Origin of the sequence: Sphingobacterium sp. HMA12, assembly GCF_002933815.1 — a bacterium.
In the GTDB taxonomy this organism is placed as follows: domain Bacteria; phylum Bacteroidota; class Bacteroidia; order Sphingobacteriales; family Sphingobacteriaceae; genus Sphingobacterium.
Genome location: NZ_BEYR01000003.1, coordinates 378,119 through 390,768 on the forward strand (window position 1 = coordinate 378,119; position 12,650 = coordinate 390,768).

12 protein-coding genes are annotated in these 12,650 nt (G+C 37.5%); 7 read left to right on the forward strand and 5 right to left on the reverse strand.

Annotated elements, in window-relative coordinates; all coding sequences use genetic code 11:
• Window positions 1-57 precede the first annotated feature (57 nt).
• A complete protein-coding gene (locus HMAT_RS18440; RefSeq protein WP_104384322.1) occupies window positions 58-1,284 on the reverse strand; it encodes a hypothetical protein in 1,227 nt (408 codons plus the stop codon).
• A gap of 362 nt (window positions 1,285-1,646) precedes the next feature.
• Here HMAT_RS18440 and HMAT_RS18445 point away from each other — a divergent pair, with 362 nt between their 5' ends.
• Together HMAT_RS18445 and HMAT_RS18450 are read left to right on the forward strand one after the other, a co-directional pair.
• Window positions 1,647-2,405 (forward strand): AraC family transcriptional regulator, encoded by a 759-nt coding sequence (locus HMAT_RS18445; protein WP_104384323.1) that lies wholly within the window; start codon window positions 1,647-1,649, stop codon window positions 2,403-2,405.
• A 28-nt stretch (window positions 2,406-2,433) separates the two neighbouring features.
• The gene (locus HMAT_RS18450; protein ID WP_233789444.1) at window positions 2,434-3,597 is read left to right on the forward strand and encodes an NAD(P)/FAD-dependent oxidoreductase; all 1,164 of its coding nucleotides are present in this window, start codon (window positions 2,434-2,436) and stop codon (window positions 3,595-3,597) included.
• A gap of 63 nt (window positions 3,598-3,660) precedes the next feature.
• On the opposite strand, the gene HMAT_RS18455 is transcribed toward HMAT_RS18450, so the two are convergent.
• Window positions 3,661-4,536, reverse strand: a complete 876-nt coding sequence (locus tag HMAT_RS18455) for an SIR2 family protein (RefSeq protein ID WP_104384325.1) — start codon at window positions 4,534-4,536, stop codon at window positions 3,661-3,663.
• 180 nt (window positions 4,537-4,716) lie between these two features.
• Window positions 4,717-6,933: an ATP-binding protein gene (locus HMAT_RS18460; protein WP_104384326.1), complete on the reverse strand. Its 2,217-nt coding sequence runs from the start codon at window positions 6,931-6,933 to the stop codon at window positions 4,717-4,719.
• A 677-nt stretch (window positions 6,934-7,610) separates the two neighbouring features.
• Here HMAT_RS18460 and HMAT_RS18465 point away from each other — a divergent pair.
• The 4 genes from HMAT_RS18465 (at window position 7,611) to HMAT_RS18480 (ending at window position 9,823) form a co-directional block, all read left to right on the forward strand.
• Window positions 7,611-8,267: an NAD(P)-dependent oxidoreductase gene (locus HMAT_RS18465; protein ID WP_104384327.1), complete on the forward strand. Its 657-nt coding sequence runs from the start codon at window positions 7,611-7,613 to the stop codon at window positions 8,265-8,267.
• A gap of 267 nt (window positions 8,268-8,534) precedes the next feature.
• Complete coding sequence (locus tag HMAT_RS18470) at window positions 8,535-9,029, forward strand: N-acetylmuramoyl-L-alanine amidase (protein WP_104384328.1); 495 nt, start codon at window positions 8,535-8,537, stop codon at window positions 9,027-9,029.
• Window positions 9,016-9,393, forward strand: coding sequence for a hypothetical protein (locus tag HMAT_RS18475; RefSeq protein WP_104384329.1), 378 nt, complete (start codon window positions 9,016-9,018; stop codon window positions 9,391-9,393). Before HMAT_RS18470 ends, HMAT_RS18475 begins: the two co-directional genes overlap by 14 nt.
• Window positions 9,350-9,823, forward strand: a complete 474-nt coding sequence (locus HMAT_RS18480) for a hypothetical protein (protein WP_158655985.1) — start codon at window positions 9,350-9,352, stop codon at window positions 9,821-9,823. Before HMAT_RS18475 ends, HMAT_RS18480 begins: the two co-directional genes overlap by 44 nt.
• Before the next feature lie 112 nt (window positions 9,824-9,935).
• Here HMAT_RS18480 and HMAT_RS18485 read toward each other — a convergent pair whose 3' ends face one another.
• Window positions 9,936-10,559: a hypothetical protein gene (locus HMAT_RS18485; protein WP_104384331.1), complete on the reverse strand. Its 624-nt coding sequence runs from the start codon at window positions 10,557-10,559 to the stop codon at window positions 9,936-9,938.
• Between the two features lie 361 nt (window positions 10,560-10,920).
• Here HMAT_RS18485 and HMAT_RS18490 point away from each other — a divergent pair, with 361 nt between their 5' ends.
• A complete protein-coding gene (locus HMAT_RS18490; protein ID WP_104384332.1) occupies window positions 10,921-11,727 on the forward strand; it encodes a LexA family transcriptional regulator in 807 nt (268 codons plus the stop codon).
• A 432-nt stretch (window positions 11,728-12,159) separates the two neighbouring features.
• On the opposite strand, the gene msrB is transcribed toward HMAT_RS18490, so the two are convergent.
• Window positions 12,160-12,594, reverse strand: coding sequence for a peptide-methionine (R)-S-oxide reductase MsrB (msrB, locus tag HMAT_RS27790; RefSeq protein ID WP_262508769.1), 435 nt, complete (start codon window positions 12,592-12,594; stop codon window positions 12,160-12,162).
• Window positions 12,595-12,650 lie beyond the last annotated feature (56 nt).

The following is a 12,650-nucleotide window of genomic DNA, read 5'->3' on the forward strand; positions in this document are numbered from 1 at the left end:
GAGTTATTTTTTGGCTGAGTCCTGTTTGTTGTTGCTTCCAGTAGCGTACCCTGTTTTTTATTTTAACCCATCTTCCAATACCTTTTTGTCTAACTTAAATTCCCTGTAACCGAAGGCACCTGATTTATAGCCTATGACGGCACCGAACTCGATTTTAGTTAGCGAAGAAGATTTGGCAAATACTGCCGAACGGTAAACATTCCAGGAGGCCAATGGCTTTTCAAAAACGCGAAAATTTACTCCGTCTTTTGAATAGGCCAAATAGTTCATATCAGAAGTATATCTATCCACATTTCCTACAGCGAGACATAGGAAATAATAACCATCAATATATGCTGCCTGTAGGTGCCATGTCGAGTAATTTTTATTTAATTCAAGCCATGGCTTATTGATGAATTTGACTTGTTTACTATTTTTATAAGGGGTGAAGTCAAGACCATTCGATGATGAGCGCGACAAAATATTGGTCTGGATGGGAGAAGGGTAGTTTGGTTTAAAATCTACTTCGTAACTTAGCATATTGGTCTCATTTCTGATGAAGGATGGCGATAGGATATGATTGTCCTGCACGGATGCCGGTTCATTGCTCGTGTATACAAGTTCAAGTGGAGTCCAATGAATGCCATCGGTTGAAGTTTGTCTCACTATAACACGTTCGGCTTCCTGATTTAGTTTTCTTGCATTGTTGTAACTCTTGGCCCCCCACTGTCTTAAGATTTTATTGGAGAAAAAACATCCCCGGTAGTACAATTCGAATTCTTTCCCATTGAAGTTCCAGTCGACATCAGACCAATAGCCTTGGTTAGGTGGTCCGCCCGGAGGAATATATGAATCTTCTAAGGCAGGACGGCGCTGTATTGGATTGGTTAAACCAGCTGGTGTAATCCATTCCTTGCCATCATTGGATACGACAACACTGGGATTTTCATATAAAGATGCGGTTCGGTCAGCGCCGATGATACCAAAATAAGGCGTAAATACCATCCAATATTTATACCCGTTGAATCCTTGCGGAAAATACGCTACATCAGGATGGCAATAACTGGCATTTTGCCCTGAAATATCACGGATCATTTCGGGTAGTGATGAGCCCGGTTGATTCGCATTAGCGACCGTATTAATCTTTATTGAAGCTATATCTTCCGTGAAGCCTGTTGGAATAGGTAATTTGCTTCTGTCTGTAGGTTCGGGATCTATCGGGATAATCGTAGGAGGAATATCCTTGCTACATCCAATAAGCAATAATATACCTAAAAATAAATAGGCGGATCTTTTAAAAAACATCGTCGAATAATAAAAATGTAGATACGGTAATTTTTGGTATTACTTTCCCTGTTAATTTTAATTTAGCCAAGACAAAAGTGAAGTATTTTTTCTATTTCTCAAAATATATTTTTGGGATATCTCGGGAGAATGTATTGGTCAAATGATCTCATTATGAGTTTTATATCTCAATTAGTTGTAAGTATTTTTTTCTTGTTGCATTCTTTATGCCTTGTTGGGTATGAAAAATTACTTAGGTAGTTATTGCTAATAAAAGAATTGATCCCCCGATGTTGTAAGATTTAATTTTTAAATTTAACAAAGGATAAAAATGCGCTGAATCAATACATAAGCATGGCATAATATACAAGTGGAATTCAATAATGGAAGAAGGACTATATTACAAGATTATTAAACCTGATGACGCGCTTTCTAATTTTGTAGACAGTTTTTGGTGTCTATACAATCATTCAGGTGAGATAAAAGAAACGATAGGACTACCAGATGGACGAGTGGATTTGTTTCTTTTTTGTTCTCCGGCAGACGGTTTCCGGATTCTATTGCTCGGCTTGGGAACGCAGCCGCATGAGCAGGCATCAATTCCAGTTGATGGCGTAATATTTTGCATCAGCTTAAAGTTACTTGCAATAGAATATATTCTACATGAAAGTATAGCAGGTATTATAAATTCAGGTAAATTATTGAAGGAAGATTTTTGGGATTTTAGTGAGCAGGATCTACAAGATTTTGACCGGTTTATTGAAAAATCCACCCAAATGCTGCTGTCAATTTTACCAACAGCTATCGATGAGCGTAAACAGAAATTATTTGATCTTATATATAAGAGTAAAGGCTCTGTTTCGGTTTCTGAGCTTTCGGAAGAGGTCTATTGGACAACTCGTCAGATCAATCGTTATTTTAATCAGTGGTTTGGGTTATCCCTAAAAGCATATTCAAATATTTTACGTTTCCGGGCTTCTTTAGATCATATAGCCCAAGGTAAACTTTTTCCTGAGGAACATTTTTTTGACCAGAATCATTTTATCAAAGAGATCAAGAAATTCGCAGGGGTGGTACCTAAGGAATTGCTAAAAAATAAAAATGACCGATTTATACTATTATCTTCCCTGACATCGAAATAGTTTTGTCTTAAATATTTTAAGAACAACTATGATGTTAATTGAAAACAAAAAAATTGCTATCGTTGGCGGTGGTATGGGCGGCTTGACCCTAGCCCGACTATTACAGATGCGCGGGACGAACGTACAAGTTTATGAACGCGATATTGACCGTGGGGTACGTGTACAAGGATCTACATTGGATCTTCATGAAGGAACAGGTCTTGAAGCGATAACAAGAGCCGGACTTATTGACGAATTTTATAAATACCATCGTCCGACAGCAAGCAAACTGCGTATCGTAGATAAGGAACTTCATATTAAATTTGACGATCATGACCATAGCACCGCAGTTGCCGAAAATCGACCAGAAATTGATCGCGCTCCGCTACGTAATATATTGTTGAATTCGCTAGATCCAGACACTGTGGTCTGGGACCGTCATTTTGTTTCAATGGAAAAAAAGGGAGAAGGCTGGAAATTACAATTTAAAAATGGACAAACGGCCTATGCGGATCTCGTCATTGCCGCTGATGGCGCAAATTCTAAAATACGTCCTTATCTCAATGCACCCAATCCAATTTATTCGGGGATTACATTGGTCGAGGGAAATATTTATGATGCGCAAAAAAATGCCCCCAAACTATTTGAATTTACAAAAGGAGGAAAGGTGATGGCTTTTGGCGATGGGCAGTTCATTGGGTATGGAACAAAAGGAGATGGATCTATCATGTTTGTCGCCAGTACAAAAGCGCCTGAAAATGTTTTTAAGGAGCAGTCGAATGATGCTAGCCCTAAACAACAGGTTTCCAATTGGCTAAACGTTAATTTTTCAGGCTGGGGTATAGCATGGGAAGAATTTTTTGCTAACGAAAATGTGTATTTTATACCTCGGCCGCAGTACTATTTTCCGCTTGATCAAAGTTGGACTACCCAGTCTAACCTCACCATGATTGGCGATGCCGCCCACCGTATGCCGCCTTTTGCCGGAGAGGGCGCAAATGTTGCCATGCAAGATGCATTTGAACTTGCGGCATGCCTGACGGAAGGCAATTTTGAAAGCTTAAAACTCGCGCTTTCTTATTTTGAAAAACAGATGATCCAACGTGGGGCGGAAGCGACACAGGATACATTGGAAAATAGTGACAGAATGCATTCAGCAACCGCCCTGCAACAGATGTTAGACTTTTTTGGTGAAACAGAGCGTGGAAAATAGAAAAAAATTCGTGTTTCGAAAGGATTATTAAGTCTTTTTTTATGAAATTTGTTGATGAGCAGCTTATTGATAACGTTTATTGATCTCTTTCAATACCTTTTTATAATACTTAGTTTTGTCCGATTCATCGATAACGATTATCTCTACATCATTAGCTTTGAGCAATTGCATTTTATCCACAGCGATTTGATACCATTTTTTTGTCGTATAATAAAATAACTTATTTTGAATGAAGTTACTTTTTCTATAAAATTTGTTTCGTGCACGATAGGTTAATAGCCACCAAAGGTCAATTTCTACAAAATCCAGTGAGAGCCCGAAGATATGAATATCTTGCGTAAAGAACAGGTCTATCCATGATTGTAGCTGTAAGTCTTTTTTCTGTTTCAATCTTTTTATTAAAGAGGCTTTAAACACAGTGTCCGAAGTATAGTTGGTGCCATTGACAACATAATCCCTCATTTTTTGGAGTTGCCCACAGTAGTGTTCATACCCTAGATTGATGGAACTTGGATTGTCACAATCGCCATGAATATGCCAAAATGTTTTATCTGCTGTTTCATGCCGGCGGAAAACACTGTATGTTGTTTCTCTGACGAGACTTGTATTAATCTTTGATGTGGACCCTTCTAAGCTGAATTCATAATTTGTTGTAATGATATTGTTGGTTGGAAGAGATCGGATCAATTGGTGTATTTCATTTTCCTTTATTTGGGAGACGCTATCGGAGATATAAGTCTTAAGTTCCCTTTCATTAAGCTGCTGTATTTTAATTGCATTTAAAAAAATCTCCTCATATAACATAGGGAAAGGTTTTTGCCCATTTTCCAATGTCGCTAGATGATATTTTGCTTTAATATTGGTCAGCAAATCGCTCCAACTGATTCCGGGAGAAATATTATTGATGTCATTCCCAACTAACAGACTGAATTTATCCATTTGCAATTAATTCTTATTGAAGATTTTTTGTCCTATTAAATTGTTTCACGCATGTTTTGATTTATGATAGTCTGAATTCTAACAAGAATCTATCGGCCGGTCTCTAATTTAATAAAAAAGAATGAAGGAAGTCAAGGGGATCATTAAACTTTCTTTTCGTCAGGGGGCTAACAAGGAATCTTATATTTTTGTTTTAATTTCATGGAACTCATCTATTAACGGAAATCGAATTTCGAAAATGGTGCCCTGATTCAACATGCTGTCTACTGTGATTTTTGCGTTGAGCCTATCAACAATCCTTTTAACAATAGATAATCCAACTCCTGAACCATCAAATTGCAGCGCATTGGGTAGACGATGAAATATTTCGAAAATCCGTTCAGTTTCTTCTTCAGACATTCCAATGCCATTATCCCATATTTTATACAAGACATAGTTTTCTTCAAAAGAGCTGTCAACCCCTATAACTGGTGCTGTTTTATTGCTGCTATACTTAATGGCATTGCTGAGCAGATTTAAAAACAATTGATAGACCAATGTTTTTTCACCTTCAATAGGAAGGATGCTTCTTTTGTCAAATTGTAGATTATGGACACTGAATCTAACACAGCAATCATCGATAATATTTTCGATAAACCGCTCTGGATATACCGTTTCGTATTCGAACTCATAACTTTTGGTGCGCGCAAAATCGACCGTCTTATCCAACATATTATTCATCAATTGAATGGCTTCCATCATGTTCTTGCCCGCTTTTCCGAGAAAATCCTGGCTTAGCCCAGGTCTGTCCCGAATCATTTGAGCTGTCATTTGAAGCGCTGCCAAAGGATTTTTTAAGTCGTGACTCAAGGTATAGCTGAATGTTTCGAGGATATTATTTATTTCGATCAACTTCTCATTGAGTGCCTGAATTTCGGAGATTTTCTTTAAACAAGCTTCCTGAATTGTATTGCTTAAGCTTTTTAAGAAATTGGTTTCACGTTCCTTCCATTTTGGGGCCGTCCCTTCAACAATCTTTTTCCAAGCATTGAAAGATGTGCGTGGAGAAGGGAAATTTATACTCTTTGTCGGGTCATAAATAAACTTTTTTTCAGGTTCTCCTGCCCAAGTTTCTTCTACTTTTACTTCTTTTCGGAAGAAGTAAATCTTAAAGTCTAATTTGTTTTCTAAATCTATGCCAGCTATGCCTGGAAAAGGAAAAACAGCTTCTTTTTGGTCATTATGCCATTTGAAATCAGATAGCCAAAATAATTGATCAGAAATTGTCTTACTGAAATAATTTTCTAAACTTAAAAGTATGTCCTTTTTCGGTGTTTGGCCTACGATGTGCCATTTGTCAAGATACTTAAATGCTATTCCATCAGCTCGAAGAACATGCATTAAGTTGGACGCCAGGGTATTAATTACTTTGTTGAGGTCTTTCTTTGTAAATAGATTCTGTCTGAGCTCAAATGCGATACTTTTGGTTTGTAGTTTAAAGTTGTTGTCCTCAATATGCTTATTGGCCAAAAAACTATTAACAGCATACTGTACAATGAAAATGGCGAGATGTCTCTGTGCTAAATCAATGTACTTAGGCAGTCTATTTTGACAGGCGACCAGTCCCCAAAGTTTTCCATTGATAATGATGGAAAAACTGCCGCTTGCTTTTACTTGTGCATTTCTAAGATATTGCAAGTGTATGGGAGACATTGCCCGTATGGTTGTCATGGAGAGATCCAATTTTCCAGATTCAACACCCCAAATCGGTATCGGGTCTGCATCTATGTCCGGCGTGACTCTGGCGAATATTTTTGTGTAGAGCGAGCGAGCCTGTTTGGGGATATCAAACTCAGGATAGCGATAGCCCAATAATGGTTCAAGATCGCCAACAACATGTTCTGCAATGACCTGGCCATCCCCATTTTCCGAAAATTTATAGATCATCACACGGTCATACCCGGTTACCGTAAAAATATTGTCAGCCAGAGCCTTCCATATATCTTCACTATCATTGATATGTTTTGCATAGAAAAAGGTGTTTTTAAACTGATGGGATTGGGAACGATGTTGTTCTATCTCGACATATATCTTATTGTCAAATGGATAAATACTTAGATAATATGGTTTTTTTTGTAGGTATATATCAGCTACATAACGATGTTTAAAACTATCGGTCGGATCATGCAATATTTGGTCAAGATCAATGGCATGCTGGATAGCCAGACTGTTGATAAATTTGTCGAGAGTTTGTCCCAAGAATACACTTTGCTGTGGTAATCCAGTTTCTGTCCAGTTTTCGCTCCAGCCTATACAATTATGAGCTGTATCAAATAGGATAAGACAACCAAAATGCTGTATTTGACCGCAAAGATGGATGGGTTCTTGGTCGCAATTAGAAAAATGATTGTTATCCATAAAACGCCTTTCGATATATTCCTCTAAAGTACAAAATAAATAATTAAGGGCATAGCTATTGCTCCTGAGGAAATATTAACGATAGGTCAAGAGTTATTCTTTCGATTTATTTACCCAAAAAAACGATCAAGATGACTAAATATTGGTTTACTTAGCTGACTACTTTTTGCTGCTACCACTGTTGAAGCACAAGGGCTCAAACTTGGATCTAACACGGGTAAAACAACAGAACAGCTTCTCGGATGTTAAAAATCCAAAAAAGGCTAGGCGAACCGATTTCCTAGCCTTCAAGGTATAACTCATCCTATGCTATAACGATCAAATAACAAAAGAGTAACAGAAATGTTTTTGTCCGGTTAGGGGAGTACTAGTTTTCAGTCTATGGATTTCTTCGTCATGTGGGCCTGGAAGTAAATTTCATTTTTTATTTTTTGTTGGCGGAACCAAAGCGTTCCCTTACCCTTAGGGTAAAAGAATGGTAGAATCGTGGACGAAAGTAAAGCTTTGGGTAAAAATATATCTTGATTTTCCAGGAATTTTCCTAAATTAACACTATTAAGATCTCTTTATAACATAGCGTAGATAGCGAAAGAAAATACGCATTGTATCATTCGCACAGTCTTGGTCTATTGGACGAGAGCTGGTTGCTATTGTCTTAAAAATTTATAAAGAGAAAAATGAAAAAAATAATCAAAGTTGCCCTTATCGGTGGTACCGGAAAATCAGGGCAATACCTTGTAAAACGTTTGCTTGCAAACGGGATATCCATAAAGTTACTTGTTAGAAATATCGATCATGCTCCTGATAGCCATCCGTTAATCGAAATAGTATTTGGTAATGTACATGATTCTGCAGCTATTCATCAACTTGTAAAAGGCTGTGAAGCCATTATCAGTACATTAGGCTTAGGAATTCCTCCTAGCGAACCCACTATATTTAGCCAATCAACGCGCTACGTTTTGCAGGCAATGCGTAGGTATGGGGTGAAGCGTTACATCCTAATTACAGGTTTAAATGTCGATAGCGTGTCTGATCAAAAAAGTATGCAGACTCAACAGGCTACGCTATGGATGAAAATGCATTATCCACTATCCACAGCAGACAAGCAGCTTGAATACGAGTTGTTAATTAAAAGCAGCGTAGATTGGACGTTGGTTCGACTGCCCAAGATCGAATTAACAAATGACCACGGACGAGCAATAAAAGTAAGCCTTGCAGATTGTCCCGGTAATGCTATAACCGCTATTGATTTAGCGGATTTTCTTATCGGTCAGTTGGAAGACAGAAGTTATATTCGTCAAGCTCCTTTTATTGCCAACATTCAACATTTATAATCATATATCCATCAGGAATCTATGATCCTATTTTTAAGCCACATCAATACGATGTGGCTTTTTTGTTTTCATTGATATTCGGTAGTTGTTTCATACCGCTTATATACAGGTAATATTTCATTTTTCAGGTGCTGTCAGCGGGTAAATTTGTATTGAAATATTAGCTGAAATATGTATTACCAGCTTTTATTATATAAAACTAAAATCTAGATTTTAATAAAAACAAGCGCTGAATATCGAAATAAATCAATAATAATTTAAGAAGACATGGACATTAAAAAAAATCAACTGGTAGGAGTTTCGTATCGCGACACACCTAATAAGGGCGGTATTATCAGCCCTATTTTTATCATTATGCATTATGATGGAGCATCCAATGCCACCAGTGCGATTCATTGGATGTTGGATCCCAAGAGCAGGGTTTCGGCCCATGTGCATATCAGCCGGGACGGTATAGTGACACAATTGGCGCCGTTCAACATCAAATGCTGGCATGCGGGACGGAGTTCATGGACTGGTGTGAAAGATCTGAACAATTATAGCATTGGAATCGAGCTGCAAAATAAAGGAACTGAGATTTATACGGAGAAGCAGATTTCCGTGGCAATTGAAGTCTGTGAAGCAATCGTCGCCCATTATCCGATTCAGGAAATTTTAGGGCACAGTGATATTGCTCCGGGGAGAAAGGAAGATCCGGGGAAACAGTTTCCATGGATGAAGTTTAAGTCACTAATAAAAAAGAATTACTATGGAAATACTTGAGATTTTAGAAAAGTTGATTATCCCTATCGTTACGGCTATCGGTGGTTACCTCGTTGGGCGGCCTAAACAGCAGGCAGAAGTGGAAGCAACAAATGTGGAGAATGCCGGGAAAGTCATCGACAAATGGGAAGGTTACGCAAACCGGCTCGAAAAAGACATAGAACATTTAAGAGCAATTATCGAAGACCTCAATGAAGGACTCAAGCTCGCCAATGACGATCGCATGGCCTGTTCAAAGACCTTGGCGGAGTTACAGGTGAAATATGATGATCTGATGAAGCTTTATAATGAATTGCAGAGTGAATTAAAAAGAGTGAAAAATGAAAAATATATTTGTAATGACCGTAATGCTACTACTTGCTAGTAGCTGCGGTCTATTTAAAAAAACAGTAAAGACAAGTGAATCACATATCCTTGAGGCGAGAGGGGAAGTGATGGTATTGTCAAAAATAGATTCCAGTAGCAATCATTTGGAAGTTGGGCAGTCCTACGGCCGAATTCTGAAACAATCTGAGGATCTTATGCAGATCGAGGGTGAAGAAATCGAGATCAGTCCGGATGGAATTGTACGGATAAGTAAAGGAAGGATCAATAAAAAACTGACGCTTCATGCGGATAGCGGAAATGTATTCAGCAAGCGTATTTCGGGGCAGAGTCAGCAGATCATTGAAAATGTACTGCACAAGGATGAAAAATTAAAGTTAGCGGAAAGAACGACAAGACGAACGGAACGACCAATGGTAACAAGTATGCTTTTTTTATTACCGGTCTACTTGTTTTGGCAAGCCTTATGATCTGGTGGCTGCGAAAGAAAATCCGGCCATAAGGTTGAAGATTATTATACCGATCAAAAAAAGTGTTGAGCTCACTAATTTTATGATCGGTATAATTTCTGGGAAAATCATCTTATTTATCATTGAAACGTTTATGAATGAAATAGTAATTTGTCGCCTGTTTAATATCTTTCTTAAACTCAGTATATAGGTCAAATTGGTTACACGCACAGATAATAGATTTCTGTAAGGTATCACTGTTGATCTTTAAATATGGTCCAAGTTCCTTGTATATTGTGCTCTTTACTTTAGTCTTTAAGTTGCTCAATTTTTCTGGCTGAAAAATGCGTAAGACGACGGCGATTGCTTTATAACGATGTTGGATATCTTTGTAATTGATATATTCGCCCATAATCTGTTGCGTGGTTATACCCATAAACTCACAATAACAATCGATGACTTGACTGATTTTGGAAAGATCAGGTTCATAAATTTTGTCAATTGATCTCAATATTTCAGGGTGGTTTTCTTTTAAGAAACTCAAAATGAAAGAGTAATATAATGCGTTCATACGTTGGGAATTGGTCTTGTCATTGCGTTGTATTTTTGCAGCGGTCAATTTTTGTTGTGGAAACAGAACTGACATAAGCTCCATCTCCTGTTCTTGTTTTGCGATAATGTTCTGATTTCTGATATGGTCCCGGTTTATTCCGACAGACCCGCCTAGTTGTACATGTGTTGTGATGAAGCGTTCCATATTTATGTTCTTTTAAAGTATATACTTATTTTTTTTCTCTGTTTTTTGTTATCCGTTATTCAAAGCCATTGATGGGGCATTGCCGTCTAATAAATTTCCCGGATATAATCTGTCGGTGTAAATATATTGTTAAACAAAGTTAAACAAAATTGTTAATCATTCAAGGGTTTTGAAATTAATTTTATAGAATATTTTATGGTTAATAAAAGTTGTTAAACTTATTTGTTTAATTATAAACTACTGATAATCAATATTTAATTAGTTTTATTTGTTTATTTATTTGTTTAGGTTTAATATCTTGTGTAACTTAGTGTCAGATTGTTATGAATTAGTGTAACATTTATTCTTATCCTATAAAAACATGGAAACTTATCCAGATAATAATTTTGAGGTTTTGCGCTTGGAGATGGGGATTACCAATCGGGAATTCGCGAGTTTATTGGGCGTGCGTGAGCAGGTATATTCCCGTATTAAGAAAGGGGAATATCCGATTGGGCTTACTATGAAAACCCGGATTCAAAATGCCTTTCCACAAGTTCAATATGACTGGCTGCTATATGGGAAGGGGGAGCGAAACCAAATGGGCATATTCGTTGAGTCTGATTCTGTTTTGGCGGCTAATGTCAGAAATGGAAGATCAATTGGGTATTTTTCCAATGACGTTAAGTTTATTGATGAAAATAAGAACAATATATTCTTTGAGGTATCACCCGGACGATATCTAATGCAGACCAAGCTGGTTACCGAGAAGGCAAAAGCCGGGTATCTTTCCGGTTTCTCTGATGCGGAATATATGGACGACTTACCAGCACATTTTATTACGGTGAATGAATTTCACAAGGGGGCTTACCGTTCTTTTGAAGTCAGTGGTGATAGTATGACAGACGGGACTGACGCCAGTGTTCTTGATGGCGATATTGTCACGGGACGTTTGATCAAGCGTGAACTCTGGCAATCGAAATTCCATACCCATAAATATAGATATTGGGTCATCGTCCATCGATATGAAGGAGTGATCATTAAAGAAATTGCCCATCACGATGTGTCTAATGGGATCCTTACACTCCGTTCACTCAATTCGGACAAAACTATCTATCCGGATTTTGAGGTTAGTTTGGATGACGTAGATCAGATCTTCAATGTTGTTGATATCAGCCGCTCTCTTTAGGAATTGGTTTAATCCGTTCATCAACTTTGTATATACCCAATCGTAATTGAGGGCACTATTTTTCCAAGATCAAATTGATCACTGTGCAATTCACGCCCTGGATTATAGTTTGTTATATTTTTTAGCTAAAAAATATAGTGAATAAAACTAAATTTGTTAGTTTTATTCACTATATTTGAATGTGAATTGAAGGTGGATGAAGATGTTTATGTATGATTGTCTCAGCGTCGAACAGTATATATTGCGCTATGACATTTCATTGTACATAAAGAACATTGGTTGCTCATTATTCTTGCATGTTCGTTGCCTTCAATTCCTATAAATCTAAGCGATAAAATGAAAAGCACGCGATAAGCGCCCGATATAGACATTTGGTAAAATGATTGTGTGATTAACTTTCTATCTTCAAATAGGACTATTGCGAGTAGGGTATTACTTTGATTTATCGCTCTTCTGTAATAAAGGAATAAATTTTTCATAGCCCTGGGCTTTCATCTGATCTTTTGGAACAAAGCGTAAGGAAGCACTATTTATACAATACCGCAATCCCCCTTTTTCGCTCGGCCCATCATTAAAAACATGTCCTAAATGAGCGTCACCGGTTTTGCTTCTCACTTCAGTTCTGCTCATCCCAAAAGATTCATCGTTTTTTTCGGCAATTAAACTATCGTTAATTGGCTTGGAAAAGCTGGGCCACCCACAATCTGACTCAAACTTATCCGTCGAAACAAATAAGGGTTCACCGGTCGTAATGTCAACATAGATACCTTCCTTAAATTCATTCCAGTAGGCATTATCAAAAGCCTTTTCGGTTGCATTGTTTTGCGTGACATCATATTGTAATGGCGTCAATTCCTTCTTTAAGATTTTTTTGTCTACTTTATTGTAATGAGTGGGCGGATTTGCTTGCCGGGCCTTTTCAA